The 20,346-nt window shown below is 69.6% G+C and carries 21 protein-coding genes; 9 read left to right on the top strand and 12 right to left on the bottom strand.

Features of this window, described 5'->3' with window-relative positions; genetic code table 11:
* The first annotated feature begins 258 nt into the window (after window positions 1-258).
* Window positions 259-1,926 (top strand): prolyl oligopeptidase family serine peptidase, encoded by a 1,668-nt coding sequence (locus ABGA98_RS43825; protein ID WP_347624407.1) that lies wholly within the window; start codon window positions 259-261, stop codon window positions 1,924-1,926.
* Between the two features lie 122 nt (window positions 1,927-2,048).
* On the opposite strand, the gene ABGA98_RS43820 is transcribed toward ABGA98_RS43825, so the two are convergent.
* Complete coding sequence (locus tag ABGA98_RS43820) at window positions 2,049-2,624, bottom strand: TetR/AcrR family transcriptional regulator (RefSeq protein WP_347624406.1); 576 nt, start codon at window positions 2,622-2,624, stop codon at window positions 2,049-2,051.
* A gap of 84 nt (window positions 2,625-2,708) precedes the next feature.
* Between ABGA98_RS43820 and ABGA98_RS43815 the strand changes: the two genes are divergently transcribed.
* Window positions 2,709-3,068, top strand: coding sequence for a DUF4267 domain-containing protein (locus tag ABGA98_RS43815; protein WP_347624405.1), 360 nt, complete (start codon window positions 2,709-2,711; stop codon window positions 3,066-3,068).
* Window positions 3,069-3,174: 106 nt separating this feature from the next.
* On the top strand, window positions 3,175-4,485 hold the full coding sequence (locus ABGA98_RS43810) for an FAD-binding protein (RefSeq protein ID WP_347624404.1): 1,311 nt from the start codon (window positions 3,175-3,177) through the stop codon (window positions 4,483-4,485).
* A gap of 189 nt (window positions 4,486-4,674) precedes the next feature.
* On the opposite strand, the gene ABGA98_RS43805 is transcribed toward ABGA98_RS43810, so the two are convergent.
* Window positions 4,675-4,926 carry a helix-turn-helix transcriptional regulator gene (locus ABGA98_RS43805; protein WP_347624403.1) on the bottom strand — a complete coding sequence of 84 codons (252 nt, stop codon included), beginning with the start codon at window positions 4,924-4,926 and terminating at the stop codon, window positions 4,675-4,677.
* Between the two features lie 377 nt (window positions 4,927-5,303).
* On the opposite strand from ABGA98_RS43805, the gene ABGA98_RS43800 reads away from it, so the two are divergent.
* On the top strand, window positions 5,304-6,359 hold the full coding sequence (locus ABGA98_RS43800; RefSeq protein ID WP_347624402.1) for a TerC family protein: 1,056 nt from the start codon (window positions 5,304-5,306) through the stop codon (window positions 6,357-6,359).
* A 159-nt stretch (window positions 6,360-6,518) separates the two neighbouring features.
* Window positions 6,519-6,824, top strand: a complete 306-nt coding sequence (locus ABGA98_RS43795; protein ID WP_347624401.1) for a winged helix-turn-helix domain-containing protein — start codon at window positions 6,519-6,521, stop codon at window positions 6,822-6,824.
* 139 nt (window positions 6,825-6,963) lie between these two features.
* Here ABGA98_RS43795 and ABGA98_RS43790 read toward each other — a convergent pair whose 3' ends face one another.
* From ABGA98_RS43790 to ABGA98_RS43770, 5 genes are all read right to left on the bottom strand, one after another.
* Window positions 6,964-8,016: a tyrosine-type recombinase/integrase gene (locus ABGA98_RS43790; protein ID WP_347624400.1), complete on the bottom strand. Its 1,053-nt coding sequence runs from the start codon at window positions 8,014-8,016 to the stop codon at window positions 6,964-6,966.
* Window positions 8,017-8,086: 70 nt separating this feature from the next.
* Window positions 8,087-9,616, bottom strand: coding sequence for a UDP-N-acetylglucosamine 1-carboxyvinyltransferase (locus ABGA98_RS43785; RefSeq protein WP_347624399.1), 1,530 nt, complete (start codon window positions 9,614-9,616; stop codon window positions 8,087-8,089).
* A 14-nt stretch (window positions 9,617-9,630) separates the two neighbouring features.
* Entirely contained in the window at window positions 9,631-11,337 is a 1,707-nt protein-coding gene (locus ABGA98_RS43780; RefSeq protein WP_347624398.1) for an enoyl-CoA hydratase-related protein, read from the bottom strand.
* 525 nt (window positions 11,338-11,862) lie between these two features.
* Window positions 11,863-12,117, bottom strand: coding sequence for a hypothetical protein (locus ABGA98_RS43775; RefSeq protein ID WP_347624397.1), 255 nt, complete (start codon window positions 12,115-12,117; stop codon window positions 11,863-11,865).
* 454 nt (window positions 12,118-12,571) lie between these two features.
* A complete protein-coding gene (locus ABGA98_RS43770) occupies window positions 12,572-12,991 on the bottom strand; it encodes a nuclear transport factor 2 family protein (RefSeq protein WP_347624396.1) in 420 nt (139 codons plus the stop codon).
* 143 nt (window positions 12,992-13,134) lie between these two features.
* Between ABGA98_RS43770 and ABGA98_RS43765 the strand changes: the two genes are divergently transcribed.
* Complete coding sequence (locus ABGA98_RS43765) at window positions 13,135-13,611, top strand: hypothetical protein (protein ID WP_347624395.1); 477 nt, start codon at window positions 13,135-13,137, stop codon at window positions 13,609-13,611.
* A gap of 22 nt (window positions 13,612-13,633) precedes the next feature.
* On the opposite strand, the gene ABGA98_RS43760 is transcribed toward ABGA98_RS43765, so the two are convergent.
* From ABGA98_RS43760 to ABGA98_RS43740, 5 genes are all read right to left on the bottom strand, one after another.
* Window positions 13,634-15,994, bottom strand: coding sequence for a LuxR C-terminal-related transcriptional regulator (locus ABGA98_RS43760; protein WP_347624394.1), 2,361 nt, complete (start codon window positions 15,992-15,994; stop codon window positions 13,634-13,636).
* Between the two features lie 143 nt (window positions 15,995-16,137).
* Complete coding sequence (locus tag ABGA98_RS43755; protein WP_347624393.1) at window positions 16,138-16,263, bottom strand: hypothetical protein; 126 nt, start codon at window positions 16,261-16,263, stop codon at window positions 16,138-16,140.
* A gap of 71 nt (window positions 16,264-16,334) precedes the next feature.
* Window positions 16,335-16,754, bottom strand: a complete 420-nt coding sequence (locus tag ABGA98_RS43750) for an ATP-binding protein (RefSeq protein ID WP_347624392.1) — start codon at window positions 16,752-16,754, stop codon at window positions 16,335-16,337.
* On the bottom strand, window positions 16,751-16,945 hold the full coding sequence (locus ABGA98_RS43745) for a DUF5999 family protein (RefSeq protein WP_347624391.1): 195 nt from the start codon (window positions 16,943-16,945) through the stop codon (window positions 16,751-16,753). The genes ABGA98_RS43750 and ABGA98_RS43745 overlap by 4 nt, the downstream gene beginning before the upstream one ends.
* A 201-nt stretch (window positions 16,946-17,146) precedes the next feature.
* Complete coding sequence (locus tag ABGA98_RS43740; RefSeq protein WP_347624390.1) at window positions 17,147-18,355, bottom strand: OmpA family protein; 1,209 nt, start codon at window positions 18,353-18,355, stop codon at window positions 17,147-17,149.
* Between the two features lie 99 nt (window positions 18,356-18,454).
* Here ABGA98_RS43740 and ABGA98_RS43735 point away from each other — a divergent pair, with 99 nt between their 5' ends.
* Genes ABGA98_RS43735 through ABGA98_RS43725 form a run of 3 tightly spaced genes read left to right on the top strand, consistent with a single transcriptional unit; the run spans window position 18,455 to window position 20,342 of the window.
* The gene (locus ABGA98_RS43735; protein WP_347624389.1) at window positions 18,455-19,210 is read left to right on the top strand and encodes a MerR family transcriptional regulator; all 756 of its coding nucleotides are present in this window, start codon (window positions 18,455-18,457) and stop codon (window positions 19,208-19,210) included.
* A gap of 50 nt (window positions 19,211-19,260) precedes the next feature.
* Window positions 19,261-19,566: a metalloregulator ArsR/SmtB family transcription factor gene (locus ABGA98_RS43730; protein WP_347624388.1), complete on the top strand. Its 306-nt coding sequence runs from the start codon at window positions 19,261-19,263 to the stop codon at window positions 19,564-19,566.
* Window positions 19,563-20,342 (top strand): SRPBCC domain-containing protein, encoded by a 780-nt coding sequence (locus ABGA98_RS43725; protein WP_347624387.1) that lies wholly within the window; start codon window positions 19,563-19,565, stop codon window positions 20,340-20,342. Before ABGA98_RS43730 ends, ABGA98_RS43725 begins: the two co-directional genes overlap by 4 nt.
* The last annotated feature ends 4 nt before the right edge of the window (window positions 20,343-20,346 follow it).

Below are 20,346 nucleotides of genomic sequence, written 5' to 3'. Positions count from 1 at the left end.
CCGCATCTGGTCGTGGACAGTGCCCGGCCGTCGCACCCGGTGATCTCCCCGGACGGCCGCTGGGTCGCCTACGCGCTCGCCCCCGTCGGGCGGGCAGGGGACCATCCCAGCAGTGCGATCTGGATTGCCGCGACTGACGGAAGCTCTCCACCCAGGAAGCTGACCGCGGGAACGGCGCATGACGTCATCCCGCGCTGGGCGCCGGATTCAACCTCGCTCTTCTTCGGATCGGATCGGGCGCGGCGAGGCACCGTCCAGGTGCATCGGATATCCCTCGAGGGCGGCGAGGCGGAGACGTTGACCGCCTGGCAGGCAGGGATCTCCGACTACCTTCCGCTCGCCGACGGCCGGCGGATCGCGGTCGTGGCCGCGCAGCCGCCGACCGATGAGGACGCGCGCAGGACAGCCGAACGCGACGACGCCCAGGTGTGGGGAGAACAGGTGCCCTACGGCCGGCTGTGGTTGCTCGAGTTGGAATCCGGGCGGGCGCGCATGGTGGACGGACTCGGTGACAGGCATGTCGTCGAACTGGCGCAGCGGCCGGATGGCGGCCCTCTCGCACTACTCAGCTGGGCGACGCCGGAGCTCGACCCTGGCTGCTCGGCCTGCGAGTTGCATGCGGTCGACCTGGACACCGGCAAGGTCCAGGCGCTCGGCAAGGCCGCTTCGCAGGCCTCCTCGCCCACCTGGTGGAGCACGGACGGCACCTGGCACCTGTGCTACCTGGCGACGACCCTCCCCGGGCCGGTCGGAGGGCGGGCCGTCTTCGACCTCGCCCTGCCGGAGGTCGGCTCACCAGCAGAACACCGCAACCTGACCAGCGGCATGACCGTCTGCCCGTCCGGCCTGGCGCAGGTCGCGGCCGGACCGCCACTGGCACTGTTCGCCGACGGGCTCGACACCGCGATCTACCGGCTCGATCCCGGAACACGGCGGTTCCAGCCGGTGCGTTCGGCAGAGGGCTTGCTCGCCTGGCTCACCGCGAGCACGGCGGGCGAGGTGGTCGCCGCGGCGGCGAGCACGGCGTACCAGCCGCTGAACATCCACGCCGGGCGGCCTGCCGATCGACTCGCGCAGCTCAGCGACACCAGGCCGGAACTGCGCGAGATCGAATGGGGAAGGCAGGAACGCCTGTCCTACAGGGCGTCCGACGGGCTGGACCTTGACGGGCTGCTGATCCTGCCGGCCGGAAGGAGCCGTCGCAACGGCCCGTTCCCGCTCATCACGCTGGTGCACGGCGGACCGTACGACAGGTACGCCGACCGCTTCATGCTTGACGTGCTCCCGTCGGGACAGTGGCTTGCGACCGCCGGCTATGCCGTCTTCCTGCCCAACCCACGGGGAGGCGAGGGCCACGGCCACGAATTCGCGGCGGCCGTTGCCGGCGCGGTCGGCATGGACGAATGGACGGACATTCTCAGCGGCATCGACCTGCTGATCGCCGACGGCATCGCCGATCCGGACCGGCTCGGGATCGGCGGATGGAGCCATGGAGGGTTCATGGCCGCGTGGGCCGTCGGGCAGACAGGCCGGTTCAAGGCCGCGGTCATGGGTGCCGGCATCAGCGACTGGGGCATGCTCGTCGCCACCGGCGACTGGGGGACCCTGGAGGCAGGCCTCAGCGGAAGCTGCGGCTGGGAAGGAACCGGTCCACACGGCCACGACCGGCTCAGCCCTATCTCCCACGCCTCGAAAATCCGCACGCCGGTGCTGATCCTGCATGGTGAGGCCGACACGAACGTGCCGGTCGGTCAGGCCACGTACTTCCATCGCGCCCTGCGACGCTTCGGCATCGAGCACGAGTTCGTCGTCTATCCGCGCGAAGGCCACTCGATCCAGGAACGCGGCCACCAGATCGACGTGCTGCGGCGCACCCGCGCGTGGTTCGACCGATGGCTCGCCGGCCCCACGTCACATCCCGGCTGACGCTCGGAGCGGCAGGTTCGGCGGGCGGGTCAGGGAAACGGACTGATCGCACGACCAGCACCGCGCCCTGGCCTGGCCCGACCGAGCCCCCTTGGCCGGTCTCGCCGCCGTGTGGAACGATCTCAACGCGTGGCACTGAGCTGGTCGAGCAGCAATGTCAGGCGGGCCTCGCGGCCTGAGGCGGGGAGTCGGCCGCCGCGGGACAGGACGATCAGCCCGTGCAGGGCGCTCCAGACGACCTCCGTCAGGATCGCCGGGTCGCGGCCGTCGGCGAACTGCGCGACCCCGGACAAGAGCGCCTGGAAGCCGTCCCGGAGCGGCTCCGGGGTGTCGTCCTGGCCGAACGGGAGGTCCACGGCCATCGTGAACATGGCGTCGTACAGCGCGGGGTTCTCCTCGGCGAACGCCATGTAGGCCCTGGCCAGCCCCTCCAGCGCGGCCCGCGGCTCGCCCGTCCGGCTCGCGGCGCGCAGGCGTACGGCCAGTTCCGTGAAGCCCTCCAGTGCCACCGCCGCGACGATGGCGTCCTTGCCGGCGAAGTGGCTGTACAGGACCGGCTGGCTGTACTCGATCTCGTCGGCCAGTCGGCGGGTGGTCACGGCGTCCCAGCCCTCGGACTCGGCCAGTTTGCGGGCGGTCTTGATGATCAGATCGTGGCGCTGGGCGCGTTCGCGTTCTCTGCGCTGCTGTGTGGACACCCCCCGGATTCTAGCGCCGCTAGACAGATGAGCGCCGACAGTCTAGCTTTGCTAACACTTCTAGCAACGATCCAAGGAGACGGCATGGTCACCATCGCCACCTGGCTCGCCGGACTGATCGCCATCGGAATCATCCTCATCGGCATCCGCTTCCTGCTCCAGCCGGTCGCGTCGGCGGCGGGCTACGGGGTCCCCGTGTCCATGAACGCGTACCTGACCGTCAAGGGCGTACGGGACATCACGGCCGGACTCGTCGTGCTCCCGGCCCTCGTGACGGGAAACCAGCACCTGCTCGGCCGGCTGATTCTCGCCAGTGTGTTCGCCCCGCTGGGCGACATGGTCGTCGTGCTCAGGCACGGGGGTCCGCGGGCGGTGGCGTTCGGCGTCCACGGTCTCACCGCCGCGGTGATGGCGGTGGTCGCGGCCATTCTCATCCTGGTGTGATCGAAGTTCCGGGCGTGATCCCTGGCCGGGCCGGTCAGGGCGCCGTCCGTGCCGAAGTGCGGCAGGTATTTCCTCGCATCTCCGAGAACTCGAAAGGGAGACGACGATGACGATCAACGATCTGCGCGGTGTCCTCAAGGGGCGCGTGCTCCTGCCCGATGACGACGGCTTTGAACAGGCGGCCACCGCGTGGAATCTGACCGTCAGGCAGCCGGTTGCGGCCGTGACGGAGGCCGCGGATGCCGAAGACGTGGCGGCGCTCGTGCGTTACGCGCGGCGGGCGGGTATGACGGTGACCGCGCAGCCGAGCGGCCACGGCGCATCCGGTGATGTGGAAGGCCTGATCCTGTTGCGTACCGGCCTGCTGAACGAGGTGGAGGTACGCGCGCAGGAGCGCGTGGTCAGGGTGGGCGCGGGTGCGAAGTGGGGGCAAGTGCTGGCGGCGGCCGGTCCGCTGGGCCTGACCGGCCTGTCCGGCAGCGCGCCGGGGGTCAGCGTGACCGGCTACACCCTGGGCGGCGGGGTCGGCTGGTTCAGCCGCACGTACGGATTCGCCTCCGACAGCGTGCGTGCCATCGACATCGTGGACGCCGATGGCGAGCCGGGCCGGGTGACCGCCGAGTCCGACCCCGAGCTGTTCTGGGCACTGCGCGGCGGAGGCGGGGACTTCGCGGTGGTGACCGCCCTCGAACTCGAACTGTATCCCGCGCCAGTCCTGTACGGCGGGCGCGTGATCTGGCCGGAGCACCGGACCAGGCAGGTGTACGACGCGTTCCTGGAGATCACCGCCGAGGCGCCACGTGAACTCAGTGTCTGGATCAACCGGCTCCAGCCCCCCGGCGCGCCGCCGATGGTGACGCTGGATCTGGCCTACCTGGGTGAGGCGGCTCAGGGGGAGGAACTGCTGGCGCGCATCGACAAGATCGAGGGCGCGATCGCCGACAGCCGCGGCGTCGTCCCGGTCGCCGACCTCGGTGACATCACCGCCGAGCCCACCGATCCGGCCCCATCCATCACTCGTGCGGAACTGCTCACCGGCCTGGACGCGGACGCGGTGGACCTCCTGCTGGCCAAGCCGGTCGAACCGCTTGTCAACGTACAGATCAGGCACCTGGGCGGGGCGCTCTCCGAGCCGGGCGCCGGGGCCGGTGCGAGCGGCGCGGTGGCCGAGCCGTACCTGCTCGGGCTGCTGGGTCTCGGCCTGCCGCACGCGGCCGAGGCGACGCGCGCCAAGCAGGCCGAGATCGTGGCCGGCATGAAGCCCTACATCAGCGGCCGCAAGCCGTACACCGTACTGTCCCCCGGCGACACGGCGGCGAAGTCCTTCTCCGGCAGCGCACTCGCACGGCTGCGGGAGATCAAGCGGGCCCGTGACCCGCACAACGTGTTCCGCGCGAACTACCCGGTGCTCGGATAGATCGGTTCCCAGCAGGTCACGGCCCCTCCACGCACCAGGAAGGGGGCCGCACCGAACCCTCGTGACAGATGTCGCCGCGAGACCGCGAAGGGCACACCCTGCCCGGAGCCATCGCCCCCTGGGGCGCAACGACTTCGCCGCACCGGAGATCAACCGCGACGGCGCCCTGCGCGGCCGGCCGGGACGGGATCAGGTGGGGGCGGGGGTGGAGCGGACGGCCAGGTGGTCGAGGGAGATGCCGAGCACGTCGGCCAGGGCGGCGATGGTGAAGAAGGCAGGGGTGGCGATGCGGCCGGTCTCGATCTTGCGGAGCGTTTCCGCGGACATGCCCGCGGCCGCCGCGACCTCGACGATGCTGCGCTCGCCGCGGGCCTGCCGAAGGGTCGAGCCGAGCTGCTCACCACGGAGCCGCTCTTCAGGGGTCAGCGGAGGTCGCACCATGACCACCACTCTATACCCGGATACTAATACCGGTATATTTATCGTGATCAGGCGCCGACCGGATCCCACCGCATGATCACCGGTCCATACGGCAGGGGCAGGCCCTCAGTTCGGCCATGATCGCTCAGCGCGCGACACGCGCGATAACAGACCGTTATCGCGCGTGTCGCGCATGCTTGACACACGTCTTTTGTGTCGTGAATAATTGTTCATAGTTCGAGGGGGAGTATCCAGCGCTCGACGCATCGCCGTCAGGACGGGCCCGGCCGACCCGGGCTCCGGTGATGCGGCCGCCCTGTCATGGTGGCCTGGGGAGACCCTCGACCAGCCAGCGCCGCCCGCGTGTTGTCCGGGCGGCCCGGTCGAGGAGGTTCCCCGTGTCTGTCGCCTGGTGGGCGTGGGCCGCGGTGATGCTGGTGGTCGCGCTGATGCTGGCCATCGATCTGTTCCTGCACCGCGACAACCATGTCATCGGCTTTCGCGAAGCCGCCGTGTGGTCTGGCGTCTGGATCGCCGCCGGACTGGCCTTCGGCGCGATCCTGTGGTGGTGGCAGGGCGGGCAGGTGGCCGGCACCTACTTCGCCGGCTACCTGATCGAGAAGGCGTTGTCGATCGACAACGTGTTCGTCTTCGCGCTGATCTTCACCGCCTTCGCGGTGCCCGCCGCGCTCCAGCACAAAGTGCTGTTCTGGGGCGTCATCGGGGCCCTGGTCTTCCGGCTGGCGTTCATCTTCATTGGCGTGGAACTGCTGGAGACGTTCTTTTGGACCGCGTACCTGTTCGGTGCGTTTCTCATCTACACCGGCTACACGATGGCCTTCCGGCACGGCCAGCAGACCCCGCCTGAGCGCAACCCGGTGGTCCGCCTGGTCCGCCGAGTGATCCCCACCGACCCCCGCTACCACGGCGACCGGTTCTTCACCCGCACCGGCGGCCGGCGGGTGGCCACGCTGCTGTTCGTGGTACTCATCGCCGTCGAGGCGACCGACCTGATCTTCGCGATCGACTCGGTCGCCGCGATCCTGGCGATCACCACCAGCACCTTCATCGTCTGGACCGCCAACGCCTTTGCCGTCCTCGGGCTGCGCAGTCTGTACTTCTGCCTGGCCGGGCTGCTGCGCCGGTTCGTGCACCTGCACTACGGCCTGGCCGTCCTGCTGGCCTTCGCCGGCGTCAAGCTGATCGCCTCGGAGACGCCGGTCGGCAAGCTGCCGGTCCCGCTGACGCTGGGCGTCATCGTGGTCACCATCGGTGTATCGATCACCTGGAGCCTGATCGCCACCCGCACCTCCGACGCCGTCGTCACCTCCGACGCCGTCGTCACCGCCGTCGCCCCGGACGGTGTCACGGCCGAGGATGACGACGACAGCGACGCCGCGACCGATCAGGACACACCAGACCAGGATGTCCAGGACCCCGCGCGGCACGGGTGACTCGCCCTCGCTCACTCAGGCACGCCCGGGCCTGACCGCCCGGGCGGGAAGGAGTGAACCCCGATGCGCCGCTTGTCCGACTCCGCCATCTGCTATCAGGTCGTCGCCCGCAACAGTTCGCTACTTTCTATTCGTGATACGCATATCACCCTTTGAAGGATGGTAACCGTGCCGGAATGGACTTTCCTCACCAACCATGCGCACGTACTGCTGTGCATCGCCAGCGACCCCAGCACGCGCATCCGTGAGGTGGCCGCCCGCGTCCAGATCACCGAGCGTGCCGCCCAGCGCATCCTGGCCGACCTGACGGCCGAGGGATACCTCACCGCCACCCGGGAAGGCCGGCGCAACCGCTATCAGGTCAATCCCGCCCTGCCGCTGCGCCATCCCCTCGAACGGGACCACCAGATCGGCGAGATCCTCGCGGTGTTCCAGCCGGCGCTCACCCGAAACGTCGCCCCCTGAACCCGCCGGACGGTAACGAGCAGCCCGCCCCGCAGGGGCCACAGCAGCCTAAACCCCAGGCGGGTCGCTTCCGTCGTGCTTCCCACGAGGAACCGCAATCGCGATCACTCACTCAGCTACCCGGCGGCTGGGGACACCTTCAGGAGGGGAGGGCGGAATCGCGCGGGCCGCCCGGCTCGCCCCGCAGCAGCGGATGCGCCCGCATCGCCACCTCCAGCTCACCCGGCAGCTCATCGCGGTAACGCCCCAACGTCGACAGGTCACTGTGCCCCAGCACCCGCCGCACCGCGTCCATGTCGACCGCGTCGGCCAGCAGATGCGTCGCCGTCGTGTGCCGCAGCCCATGCGGCGTCACCGACCGCCGCTGATCCGGGTCGACCCGCGCCTGCACCCGGTCGATGACCGCCTGCACATCCCCCCGCGCCAGCCGCCGCCCCCGCCACGACAACAACAACGCCTTGTCCTGCACCGCCGGCCGCCCCCGCGCCAGATACTCCTGCAGCACCCGCGCCACATCCTCCGGCAACGGCACATCCCGCGTCCGCCCGCCCTTGCCGAAGATCCGCCAGTAGCGCACCCCGTCGTTGGTGAAGAAATCCTCCACATTGGCGCGCACCAGCTCCGACACCCGCGGCCCCACCGTCGCCAGCAGCAACACGATCACCGCATCCCGCAACTCCGTACGCTGATCACGCCGCCTGCCCGCCGGCGCCGCGTCCGGCACCGCCCGCGCCGCCCCGATCAGCCCCTGCGCCTGCTCCCGCGTCAACGCCCGCCGCTGCGGCCGCAGCCCGCCCCGCTCCTTGGCCGTCACCGCCGACCCCGTCATCGGATTGAGCTGCACCCACCCGGCCAGCGCCGCGTGCTTGAACAGCGCCGAGATCGACCGCCGAAACCGCGCCTGCGACGCCGGCGACTGCCCGCCACCCCGCTCACCCGAGCCCGAGCCCGCCGCGCGCCTGCCGTCCGGGCGGCGCGCGAACGCCAGCAGGATCGCATCGACGTCCGCGCCCGTCAGATCATCCAGCACCGTGGCCTCGCCCGCCAGCTCCACCAGCGTCGCCACATCCCGCGCGTAAACCTCCGCCGTCGACGGCGACAACGCCCCCGTCACCGTCCTGGCCCGCACCAACTCCACATAACGGTCAGCCGCCTCCGCCACCGTCACCCGGTCGAGCTCCGCAGGCCGCACCGGCCACCACCCTCTCGCTGGACACGACAAGATCCCAGCAAGACCGTAGCGGCCGGCACCGACACAAACGCTAGATGTCGCGGAACGTCTCGATCCGCGCCCCCAGCGCGTTCAGCCGCTCCGCCAGATCCTCATAACCCCGATTGATCACATACACGTTCCGCAACACCGACGTGCCCTCCGCCGCCATCATCGCCAGCAGCACCACCACCGCGGGACGCAACGCCGGCGGGCACATCATCTCCGCGCTACGCCACCGCGTCGGCCCCTCCACCAGCACCCGATGCGGATCCAGCAACTTCACCGACGCCCCCAGCCGCGTCAGCTCCGTCAGATAGATCGCCCGGTTGTCATAGACCCAGTCATGGATCAGCGTCGACCCCTGCGCCGAAGCCGCGATCGCCGCGAAGAACGGCACATTGTCGATGTTCAGCCCCGGAAACGGCATCGGATGGATCTTGTCGATGGGGGAGACCAGCTTCGACGGCCGCACCGTCAGATCCACCAGCCGCGTCCGCCCGTTGGCCGCGGCGTACTCGCGCCCCCGATCGCAATCGAGCCCCATCTCCTCCAGCACCGCCAGCTCGATCTCCAGGAACTCCACCGGCACCCGGCAGATCGTCAGCTCCGACGACGTCACCACCGCCGCCGCCAGCAGGCTCATCGCCTCCACCGGATCCTCGGAAGGGGAGTAGTCGACGTCCCGCTCGATCGAGGCCAGCCCGTGCACCGTCAGCGTCGTCGTCCCCACCCCCTCCACCCGCACCCCGAGCTGCTCCAGGAAGAAGCACAGATCCTGCACCATGTAGTTCGACGAGGCGTTGCGGATCACCGTCACCCCGTCATGCCGCGCCGCCGCCAGCAGCGCGTTCTCCGTCACCGTGTCACCCCGCTCGGTCAGCACGATCGGCCGCGACGGCGACACCCCCCGATCCACCCGCGCGTGGTAGAACCCGCCCGTCGCCGTGATGTCCAGCCCGAACGGCCGCAACGCCGACATATGCGGCTGCACCGTGCGTGTCCCCAGATCACACCCACCCGCATACGGAATCTGGAACTGCTCCGTCCGATGCATCAACGGCCCCAGGAACATGATCACACTCCTGGTGCGCCGGGCAGCCTCCGTATCCATCGCCTCCAGCTCCAACCTCGCCGGAGGAACGATCTCCAGATCACTGCCCTCATTGATCCACCGCGCCCGCACCCCGATCGACGCGAGCACCTCCAGAATCCGGTAAACCTCCTCGATCCGCGCCACCTTACGCAGAATCGTCCGCCCCGAGTTCAGCAACGACGCGCACAACAACGCCACACACGCGTTCTTCGACGTCTTCACATCGATCGAACCCGACAGCCGCCGCCCGCCCACCACCCGCAGATGCATCGGCCCGGCATAACCCAGCGACACGATCTCACTGTCGAGCGCCTCACCGATCCGAGCGATCATCTCAAGACTGATGTTCTGGTTGCCGCGCTCGATCCGGTTGACCGCACTCTGACTCGTCGCCAGCGCATCCGCCAACTGCAGCTGCGTCCACCCACGATGCTGACGCGCATCCCGGATCAACCGACCGATCCGCACAAGATAATCATCTGTCACACCGGAACCATATCTCACATATGAGATGCCTCCGCGCCCGACACCGACGACGCGCCGGACAACCCCCGATGAACCGCCAGATGCTCCGGCGTCGCCTCAGCCTTCACCTTGTGCACAAACGCCCGCCGAGCCGCCCGGAACCCATTCTGATCATCGAACATGTCCCGGCTCATCTCCGCCAGCTCCTCAGCCCGGAACGCATCCAACGGCTTACGCCGCTCATCCGCCTCCCGCGCCGCCCGACGCCCCGCCAGCAGCCGATCGTAACCCGGATCCACCGCCAACCGCTCCGCGTACTCCAGCACCCGCCGCTCGAAATCCAACCGCGACCCCGCCAGCATCCTGTCCGCCAGCCCCAGCTCCACCGCCTCGGCCGCCCCGATCGGCAACGCCTCCTGCGTCAACCGCAACGCCTGCTCCGCACCCACCCGACGCGGCAACACATACGTCCAGAACTCACTACCGAACAACCCCATCGTCCGATAATGCGGATTCAACACCACCCCCTCACGCACGATCACCCGATCCGCACCCAACCCCATCATCACCCCACCGGCACCCGCATTGCCGCCCATCGACGTCACCACCAGCTGCCCCGTACACCCGATCACCTCACGACACACCGCATTGATCGCGTTGATGTTCATCCACGACTCCAGCTCCGGATGCCGCGCCGCCTCGATCACATTCAGATGAATGCCATTGGAGAACACCTCCCCACCCCGCACCACCAGCACCCGCGTATCCTGCGCCGCCGCATACCGCAACGCCGCCGCCAACCGCCGGCACTGCTCCGTCGACATCGCCCCGTTGTAGAAGTCGAAACTCACCACCCCCACACCATCACTACGGTCATACGTGATCTCGCTGTACCCCGACCGCTCCGGCGCCGACGCCACCAGCTCACCCAACGCCATCGCCGCCGGCAACTTCACCGCCCCCTCACGCTCCAACCGCAGATGCCCCACCCACACCGAACCGTCCCCCGTACGCACCAGCACGGCCCCCTCACGCCGCGCCACCACCTCACCCGGCACCCCACCCGGCAACTCCGGACCCCGATACACGTCGAACACCCGCACCGGAAGATCACACAACACCGACCGCCCACCCGGCGACCCATCCGCCGCCCGCACCCGGCGCACGATCGCCTCACTCGGCTCCGACCAGGAAAACTCCCGATCCGCATGCCGCATCGCCCGCCGCAACCGCCCCCGCACCTCAGGCGAACGATAATCCAGCGGCACCGGCACGAACGACGCGTCCGCCGCCTTCCCCGCCACCTCCACCACCAGCTCCACCGCCGCATCCGCCACCGGCCCGTTGTACAACGCCGACTTACGCGGCGGCTCCGCCGGCATCGCGAACATCCGATACCCCCAGATCGGACCCGCGTCCATCTCCTCCACCGCCTGCAACGCCGTCACCCCCCACTCAGGCTCGGCGTCCACGATCGCCCAGTCCAGCGACGACGGCCCACGATCCCCAGGAGGACCAGGATGAATGATCACCGTACGGTGCCCCTGCCACAACGCCGCCGGCACCCGCTCCTTCAAGAACGGGCAGATCACCAGATCCGGCTTCGCCAGTTCGGCCGCCTCCACCATGGCCTGCTCAGAGACGGCCAGCTCGACACTCACCTCATGACCCTCACGCCGCAGAGCCAGCCAGGAACGCTGGGTCAGGCCATTGAACGCGGAGCAGAGCAGCAAGATACGCAACGCGGTACTTCTTTCAGGACAAGGGGAGACGACACGACACGCGGGCACGGGGGACCGGTCAGCCGGACGGGTGAACCCACCGGTCTCGGACATTACAGTCCGTCCCATATGACCCATACATGCCATCGATGCTGACACGAAACTCACATCACCGCTGACACTTCACCGCAAAAACCCCGGCTGACCAGCGCCGATAAGTCCCATTTGCCCACAAACATCACGCTCTGCGACGTGAAAACACCCCTCGGCGATCACACGGGGGAGCGGCCCGCATCCCACCGCGAACAGGGGAGCGGGGCGGAGTTCCCTCGCGGCGGGACCCGGCCGCGCCGACAACGATCGCACACCGTACGAGCCTCCCGGACGTGGACCGGCCGGGGCAACAGGGGAACCCCGGCGCGCGCGGCCGGACCCGTTGGCCTACAAGCACCACAAACCAGGACATAACATTCGATACCAGACAGAATCCCTGTTCTGTCTGGTATCAGAAACGGTTCCGCAGGGGCGCCCGGAAGGGCACCGGGCCTACAGCCGGTTGACGAAACGCGAGGCGGCCCGCTGGCTCATGCCGGTTTCACCGCGTACGAGAAAGACGGCCTCGCGGATCTGGCCGAGCGCCTTGAGCTCCCGCGCCTGATCCACAAGATCCATGCTGGGGTTCGGCCGGTTGCGCGGGCGTCTGGTGAGCAGAACGGCCCAGATGATCAACCAGATGGCCGCGGCGGCGAGGACGGCCGACAGTGCGACGAGGCTCGGGGTGGTGACCTCCAGGGGTGACATGGGAAGCGTCTTCCCGGAAGGAAACGGTTTAGTCGGCCCGCTCTCGTAGTTGCTCGATAATGTACATTATGTCAAGTAGGGTGAGGATCCATGGGACCGGAGGGACTTCCCCGCGGGGTTGACATGCTTGCTTGACGGCCTGTCGATTCGCTTCCTCGGTTCGGGTCGGCGCGCTTAATGTGGGGATTCTGCTATTCGCGCCGCGAGAGGAGCAGCACGTGGGGAGCCAGTCGGTGTTATGCCAGGTGTGTCAGGGGGTTCTGCCCGCTTCGGGTAAGGAGGCGTACACGGCGTTGCGGGGGCGGCTGATCGTGTCGAACGGCTACTGCGGGGGTGGGTGCGCCGAGCGGCGTGCCGAGGAGGCGGCGCAGCGGGTGGCGCGTCCTCAGCCGCAGGCGGCGCCGGTGCCGCCGCGGCCGGTCCCGGCGGGTGCGGGGCCGGTTCGGGTGGCGCGCTAGCTCGCTGGGTTTTCCGGACTGTTTTCTGGGCTGTTCTCTGGGCCGGGGTGCCGGTCGGTGGTGTGCCAGTAGTCGCGGGTGCGTAGAGCAAGTCCGTCGGGGTCGAAGTGGACGAGGACGCAGCCTGCGAGGGTGGTGGGGCGGCCGTTGTCGAGGGCGTGGACCTGGAATTCGATGGCGGCCTGGTCGCCGTCGACGAGGGGTGTGGCGAAGGTGACGTGGGGGTCGGTTTCGCTGCTGAATGACCAGGTGATGTAGTCGGCGATGGCTTGTTTGCCCTGGTGGGGTGGGCGGAAGGGCATGCTGGTGTGGACGGCTTCGTCGTGGTAGAGGGCGATGATGGCGTCGGTGTCGTGGTGGGTCCAGCCGTGTTGCCAGGTGTCGGCGAAGCGTTGGGCGGCGGCGCGGGTGTTCATGGTGTTCATTGTGGTGGGTGGGCTTGCCGCCTACGTAGCACCCAATAGGTACCCATATAGGTATTTCTCCCGTCTTGTGGTTGAGGGTGCGGCGGCAAGCTACGTGAGGACCGCTCACCAGCCCCCCAGGGAGAGGAACCGACGTGCGTGCCATGGACCGGCGAGGAAGCGACCCGAGGACGCCCGTCGTACGGCTCCCCTCCCGTAACGCGCTTCTGGCCATGGCCGACGCGCTGGCCGTGCGCACCGGATGGGCGGGGCGGGATCGCGAGGTGTCGTGGTTGTTGTCGGCGCGGCCGTCGGCGGTGCCCGCCGCCCGGCGTCTGGCCACGGCGCGGTTGTCGGCGTGGGGTCTGCAGCGGCAGGCGGAGGCGGCCGAGTTGCTCGTGGGTGAGCTCGTCGCCGACGCGTTGCGCCGCTGCGGCGGCCGGATCAGGCTGGCGCTGCGGGTGGACGACGGGTTGCTGCGTTGCGAGGTGACGTGTGTCTTCGCCGGTCCTGGGGCGCGGCCGGGTCCTGCGCCGCACCAGTCGCTGCTGGCCCGGCTGGCCTGTTGCTGGGGTGTTTCCGGGCAGGTGGCGTGGTTCGAGTTGCCTTCCGGCGGCGGTCACGTGCATTGACGGGTTGGGCGCGGGTGGCGGTTCACTCCCCCGGTGGGTTGTTGTCGCCGGTTCTGGTGCGTTCTCCCACCCATACGGCGATCTGGGAGCGGGAGCTGAAGCCCAGTTTGGTCAGGATGTGCTCGATGTGGCCTTCGGCGGTGCGCTGTGAGATGACGAGCGAGGCGGCTATCTCCTTGTTGGTCAGGCCGCGGGCGACGAGCTGGGCGATCTCGCTTTCGCGGCGGGTCAGCCGGGTCCGCCGCTCGCTGCCGTCGCCGCGGCCGCTGGGCGGCTCCTCTTGCAGGACGTAGGCCAGCGCCTCGTCGAGCGGCATGCGGGCGCCGCGCCGTACGGCCGTGTCGAACGCCGTCTCCCCCAGTGCCTTGCGGGTCTCTTCCTCGCAGGCGTCGTGGTAGCCGGCCAGGTGCCCGTATCCGGACAGGGGCGCCCCGACGGACGCCCACACCGTCTGCAGGATGCCGAGCAGGCGTGCGGCGCGCTGGTGGCGGCGTTGTGAGGCGGCGATCCAGGCCAGCGCTTCGAGGGTGATGCCGATGCCCAGGGAGTCGCCCAGGCTGCGGGTGACCATCAGCGCCTGTTGTTCGAGGTCGGTGGCGCGCCGTAGGTCTCCTTGGCGCCACACCTCGACGCCCAGCGCCATCATGGCGTACGCGCGGTGCCAGCTTTCGTGGTGGTTTTCGCACAGGGCCAGGCACTCCTCCCCTGCGGCCATGGCGGAGGCGGTGTCGCCGGTGTAGGAGCGGGCCAGTGTCAGCCGGATGAGTGACAGTGCCGTGCCGGCGGGGTCGCCGCAGGCTCGGTGCTTGGCCAGGGCCTGCTCGTACAGGGTGACGGCGTCGGCGGTGCGGTTCTCCCACATGGCGATCATGCCGGAGAACAGGGCGACGTAGCCGAGGACGTGCTGGTTGTGCAGCCGCTCCCCCGCGTGGCGGCTGGCGTGCAGCATGGTGGTGGCGGCGGGTTTGTCGGCCTGGATGATGGCCAGCCAGCCGCCGGCCCACAGGGCGCAGGCGCGTACGTCGTCGGGGACGTCGTCGGCGGTGAGTCCGTGGTCCAGCCAGCGCCGGCCTTCAGCCAGGTAATAACTGGTGGTCCAGTGGTAGAGCAGGTCGGTGGCCATGGTGAGGCCGGTGGGCGCGCCGTCCGGTCCGTTGTAGGACTCTTGCAGGGCGGTGCGCAGGTTGGCGTGTTCGAGGTGCAGGCGGGTGAGCCAGTGCACCTGCCGGGGGCCGAACAGGTCCGCTCGGGCCCGTGCGGCCAGGTTGCGGTAATAACGTGCGTGCCGTTCGCGCAGCCAGTCGTCGTGGCCGGAGGCGGTCAGGCGTTCGCGGCCGTAGGCGCGCAGGGTTTCCAGCATCCGGTAGCGGACGCCGCATGGGTGGTCTTCGCGTATCAGCACGGACTTGTCGACCAGGCCGATCACCAGGTCGACGACGTCGTGGCGGCTGATTCCGCGGCCGGAGCAGATCGTTTCTGCTGCTTCCAGGTCCAGGCTGCCGGCGAAGGCCGAGGCCCGTTCCCACAGCAGTCGTTCTTTGTCCGAACACAGTGTGTAGCTCCAATCGATGAGGGCTCGTAGTGTCTGGTGGCGGGGTAGTTCTGCCGGTGATCCGGCGTTGAGCAGGCGGAACCGGTCGTCGAGCCGGTCGAGCAGTTGTTGTGCCGACAGGGCGCGCAGCCGGACGGCGGCGAGTTCGATGCCGAGGGGCAGGCCGTCGAGGCGGCGGACGATGCGGGTGATGACGTCGCGGTTGTCCTCGGTGACGGCGAAGGTGGGCAGGACGGCTCGGGCGCGTTCGGCGAACAGGCGGACGGCGTCGCCTTGTTGGAAGGTGTCGAGGGTGGGGCGGGGGGTGTGGCCGTCGGGCAGTGACAGGGGCGGCACGGGCACGGCCTGTTCGCTGGCGATGCCGAGCGCTTGCCGGCTGGTGGCGAGGATGCGCAGGTCGCCGGCGGCGCGCAGCAGGGTTTCTGCGAGGACGGCGCATTCGTGTACGAGGTGTTCGCAGTTGTCGAGGATGAGCAGGGCCTGCTTGTCGTGCAGGTGCTCGGTGAGGACCTGCATGGCGGGTGCGGCGGTGTGGCCGCGGATCTCGAGGGCTTCGACGACGCTTTCTGCGAGGATGGTGGGCTGGTGCAGGGAGGCGAGTTCGACGAGCCATACGCCGTCGCGGAAGGAGCGGCGCAGGTCCTGGCCGACGCGCAGGGCCAGGCGGGTCTTGCCGACGCCGCCGACGCCGGTGAGGGTGACGGCTCTGGATGCGGCCAGCAGTCGCTTGACGTCGGCCACTTCGTGCCGGCGTCCGATGAAGCTGGTCACCTCTGCCGGGAGCCTGTTCGTTCGTTGCTCCCTGGAGGTGGTGGTCGTCACCGCTGTCATGGTGTGTGGGTTGACCGGCCGGCGGGTTCGCGTGGCGCCGGAGCCGTGTCGTCGTAACCCACCGTATGTGCCGGGCGCTGGTGCCGGGTGCGTGGCCGGGAGCCCGTGGCCGGGTTTTGACCCTTTCATGGTGGTGGCGTGGTTCATGGGGTGGCGTGCCAGGGGCGCAGGGCGTCGAGGTGGTGTTGCCGTCCGATGCGGTTGGCGGCTCTGGCCGCTCGCATGACCGTGATGGCGACTTTCTTGCGGAGGTGTTTGCTGGAGGTCATGGTGTGAGTCTGGTGCAGTCGGCGCCCCGATGCGTGCCGATGCCTGGGATTGGTGGCGGCCGGGTGGGCGGTCAGCAGGCCTGCGCCTCGAGTGTCAGGGTGTCGTCGGCGGCGGGTTGCGGGAGCGGCAGGTCGAACCAGACGCGTTTGCCGCGCCGGGTGCGGGTGCTGCCCCAGCCGGAGGCGATGGCCTCCACCAGGTGCAGGCCGCGTGAGCTCTCGTCGTCGTGGCCGGCCGGGCGCAGGCGGGGCAGGTCCGGGCTGGTGTCCTCGACTTCGCAGCGCAGCAGGTCGCCGGTGAGCGACAGGCGCAGCCGGATGGGGCCGCGGGCGTGGCGTACGGCGTTGGTGACCAGTTCACTGACCAGCAGTTCGGCGGCTTCGCTGCCGTGCGGCAGGCCCCAGGCGAGCAGTTGCGCGCGGACGGCGTGGCGGGCGCGCGGCACGGACGCGTGGCGTGGCGGCAGGGTCCACGCCGCCGTCGCGTTCATGATGCCTGCCCGGCGCAGGTGGCGGCAGGGATGACGCTGCGGCCGTCGGGCAGCAGTTCGCCGGTGTCGTCGAAGAAGACGACCCCGTTGCACAGCAGACCCCATCCCTGCTCGGGGTGGTATGCCACGAGGCGCGCGGCCTCGCGGCCGGCGGTGTCCGCGGGGGGACATGGTGGCTGGTGCTGGCACATGACTTCGGTCCTCGCTTCCCGCTTCTCAGCGGATTGAGCTCATGGGGCCAGCCTGGTTCCCCCACCCGCCCAAGAAAGAGGTGAAAAATCCCCATATGGGTACCTGTTTCTGCGTAGGTAGGTACCCGAATCCCCCGTTCAGCCCCACCATGGCATCCCCCGGCGACACCCCGCAACACCGCCCCGACCCCGGGCAGGCGCTCATCTCCGCGCGGAGATCACCACCCGGCGGTTCTTGGCCCGGCCGGCCGGATTGTCCGAGCCGCCCGCCGTCATGTTCGGCGCGACGGGTTTCGACTCGCCGAAGCCCCGCGCCACGAGCCGCGCCCCCGACAGCCCTCCTTCGGAGGCCAGCCAGTCCGCCACCGCCCGGGCCCGCCGCTCCGACAGCGGCTGGTTGTGCGCGGCGTCTCCCTTGGCGTCGGTATGCCCGTCGACGTGAATGGTCACCCCGTCGCCGGCCTCCTCCGCCACCCGCCGCGCGATCCTTTTCAGCTCGGTGGCCGCGGACGGCTTGATGTCGGCGCTGTCGAAGTCGAACAGCACGTCGGCTTCGAGGGCGAACGCGATCGAGTCCTTCCCCTCCAGCACCTGGCTCTTCCCGACCTCGTACCCCTTCAGCTCCGCCCCCGGGATCTCCACGGCGGGCACCTCGACCGCGGGCACCTCCACGGCGGGCACCTCGACCGCGGGGATGCACTCCCGCTGCGCGTTGCAGCCCTCCGGCCGGATGACGTAGGGGCGGATCACGAACGGGCGGATGATGAAAGGCCGGATGATGAAGGGGCGGATCACGAACGGCACCACGCCGCCGTCCTTGGGCTCGGCCTGGCACACCTCGGGGGTCGACACGCCCTGCGCGCTTTCGGCCGGCGCCGAGACGCCCTCCGCGCGCACCGGGTCGAGTTTGATCCCGCCCGCGTCCACGCCGGGAATCTCGACCGGCGGGATCCGTACGGCGGGGATCGACACCGGCGGGATGGACGCGGCGCCCAGGCAGCCGCCGGGTGCCGGCGCCACCTCGGTGCACTGTGCGGAGATGTGCACGGCGGGGATGTCCATGCCCGGGATGGTGACGGCGGGGACGACCTCTCCCCCGACCTTCGCCTCCGGCACGACCACCGGGTCGGCGTGCACCGCCGGCACGTCCACGGCCGGGATCAGCTCGCCGTTCGGGCAGCTCGACGGTTCGGGGCCCGTGGGGGACGGCGTGGCCGGCGTGCCCGCCGGCGTCGTGGCGGCCGAGGCGGTGCTCTGCGACGCCGACACCGACACCGACGCCGACGCTGACGCCGGCGGCTGGCGCTCCTCCCCGCTGCCGCCGGTGTGGGAGAGACTGCAGGACGCCAGCGCGAGCGCGACCACCGGGAGGAGGAGCCGGCTGCTCGTACGGATCAACCGATCGGTCATAGCCCCCGACGGTAAAGGATCCACCTTCAGGATTGGCATAGCGTCGCGCGTCCCCGGCGCGCTTGACCCTCACCCGGCGTCACCGTGCAAGGTGGGACCATGAGCTTCTCCGTAGGGCAGGTCGCCGGACTCGCCGGCATCACCGTGCGCACCCTGCACCACTACGACGAGATCGGCCTGCTCACCCCCGGCGAGCGCACCCGCGCCGGCTACCGCCGCTACACCGACGCCGACATGGTCCGCCTGCAGCAGATCCTGCTCTACCGCGAGCTCGGCTTCGGCCTCGACGAGATCGCCGTCATCCTCGACGCGCCCCACGCCGACGAGCTCGCCCACCTGCGCCGCCAGCACGAGCTCCTCACCCGTAAGGTCGAACGCCTGCGCGAGGTCATCGCCGCCGTCGAACGCTCCATGCAGGCCCACACGCTCGACCTCGCCCTGACTCCCGAGGAACGCTTCGAGGTGTTCGGCGACCACCGGCCAGAAGACCACGAGCCGGAAGTCGTACGCCGCTGGGGCGACACGGCGGAGTACGTGGAAAGCCGCCGCCGCGTGGCCTCCTACACCAAAGCCGACTGGCTCGAGCTCAGGGCCGAGGCGGCCGCCATCACCGACGACCTCGTCGCCGCCTTCAAGGCCGGTCTGCCCGCCGACGGCGAACACGCCATGGACCTCGCCGAACGCCACCGCGGTCACATCAGCCGCTGGTTCTACACCTGCACGGCCGAGCTCCACCGGTGCCTCGGTGACCTGTACGTCGACGATCCTCGCTTCCGCGCCACCTTCGACGACCTGGTCCCCGGCCTGGCGGGCTATTTCCGGCAGGCCGTGCACGCCAACGTCCGCCGCGCCTGACCTCGTACATGCCCTTGCGGGTATATAGCCGTACGGGTATATTCGCCGCCATGCGCTTCGACGTGCTGGCCGACCCCGCACGACGCCAGATCCTCGACCTGCTCCTCCAACGCCCCCATCTCGTCGGCGAGCTCACCCACCACCTCGGCCTCACCCAGCCCGGCACCAGCAAACACCTGCGGGCCCTGCGCGAGGCCGGCCTCGTCGCCGTCCGCAAGGACGCCCAGCGCCGCTGGTACGAACTCCGCCCCCAGCCCCTCGCCGAGATCGACGCCTGGCTCACCCCCTACCGCAGGCTCTGGAACCACTCCCTCGACCGCCTCGAAGACCATCTCGACACCATGGACGACTCATGAACGAAACACTCACCCTGCACCCCGACGGCCGCACCACCCTGCGCCTGCAGCGCCGCCTCCCCCACCCTCCAGGCAAGGTCTGGCGCGCCATCACACGGCCCGAACACCTGGCCGCCTGGTTCCCCGCCGAGGTCACCATCGACGGCGACCGCATCGCCTACGGCTTCGGCCCCGACGGCCGCATCACCGAGAACGACCCGCCCCACGTCTTCGCCCACACCTGGGGCGAGGACGAACTGCGCTGGGAGCTCCACCCCGACGGCGACGCCACCCTGCTCACCTTCACCCACACCTTCACCGACCACCACGGCGCCGCCAGCTTCGCCACCGGATGGCACACCTGCATCATGGCCATGCTCGCCCACCTCGACGAGCGCCCCTTCACCCCGCCCGGCGACAGCGCCCCCCTGCACGAGCACTACGTCGCCATCCTCGGCCTGACCTGCGCCACCACCGACGGCGACACCGTACGCGTCGAACGCCAGCTCACCCGCCCCGCCGACCACCTGTGGCGGCGGCTCGACGGCGACCAGGCCACCGCGGGCGGCCCGCCCCCGGCCCCGTTCACCCCTCCCGCCCTCGCCACCGGCTCCGTCACGCGCGTCGAGAGCGGCAAGCTCCTCGAATACGACACCCCCGGCGGCCACGTGCGGTGGGAACTGGCGGCGGGCACCGGCCACGGCGCCCGCCTCATCATCACCCACACCGGCGACCCGTCCGCGCGCGACGCCTGGCGCGTCCACGTCGAAGGGCTGGCCGCGGCCCTGGTCGACTGAGAGG

This window comes from Nonomuraea sp. B1E8, assembly GCF_039871515.1.
Lineage (GTDB): Bacteria > Actinomycetota > Actinomycetes > Streptosporangiales > Streptosporangiaceae > Nonomuraea.
This window is presented reverse-complemented; position numbering and strand designations above follow the sequence as displayed.

What these genes read in the sequence shown, in the direction of transcription:
- ABGA98_RS43815 (WP_347624405.1), top strand. Translation starts at nt 2,709, where the DNA reads ATGGTCACCATCGCCACCTGGCTCGCCGGACTGATCGCCATCGGAATC.
- ABGA98_RS43755 (WP_347624393.1), bottom strand. Translation starts at nt 16,263, where the DNA reads ATGACCTCCAGCAAACACCTCCGCAAGAAAGTCGCCATCACGGTCATG.
- ABGA98_RS43740 (WP_347624390.1), bottom strand. Translation starts at nt 18,355, where the DNA reads ATGACCGATCGGTTGATCCGTACGAGCAGCCGGCTCCTCCTCCCGGTG.
- ABGA98_RS43770 (WP_347624396.1), bottom strand. Translation starts at nt 12,991, where the DNA reads ATGAACACCCGCGCCGCCGCCCAACGCTTCGCCGACACCTGGCAACAC.
- ABGA98_RS43760 (WP_347624394.1), bottom strand. Translation starts at nt 15,994, where the DNA reads ATGACAGCGGTGACGACCACCACCTCCAGGGAGCAACGAACGAACAGG.
- ABGA98_RS43805 (WP_347624403.1), bottom strand. Translation starts at nt 4,926, where the DNA reads ATGGTGCGACCTCCGCTGACCCCTGAAGAGCGGCTCCGTGGTGAGCAG.
- ABGA98_RS43750 (WP_347624392.1), bottom strand. Translation starts at nt 16,754, where the DNA reads ATGAACGCGACGGCGGCGTGGACCCTGCCGCCACGCCACGCGTCCGTG.
- ABGA98_RS43775 (WP_347624397.1), bottom strand. Translation starts at nt 12,117, where the DNA reads ATGTCACCCCTGGAGGTCACCACCCCGAGCCTCGTCGCACTGTCGGCC.
- ABGA98_RS43735 (WP_347624389.1), top strand. Translation starts at nt 18,455, where the DNA reads ATGAGCTTCTCCGTAGGGCAGGTCGCCGGACTCGCCGGCATCACCGTG.
- ABGA98_RS43810 (WP_347624404.1), top strand. Translation starts at nt 3,175, where the DNA reads ATGACGATCAACGATCTGCGCGGTGTCCTCAAGGGGCGCGTGCTCCTG.
- ABGA98_RS43795 (WP_347624401.1), top strand. Translation starts at nt 6,519, where the DNA reads ATGGTAACCGTGCCGGAATGGACTTTCCTCACCAACCATGCGCACGTA.
- ABGA98_RS43725 (WP_347624387.1), top strand. Translation starts at nt 19,563, where the DNA reads ATGAACGAAACACTCACCCTGCACCCCGACGGCCGCACCACCCTGCGC.
- ABGA98_RS43730 (WP_347624388.1), top strand. Translation starts at nt 19,261, where the DNA reads ATGCGCTTCGACGTGCTGGCCGACCCCGCACGACGCCAGATCCTCGAC.
- ABGA98_RS43745 (WP_347624391.1), bottom strand. Translation starts at nt 16,945, where the DNA reads ATGTGCCAGCACCAGCCACCATGTCCCCCCGCGGACACCGCCGGCCGC.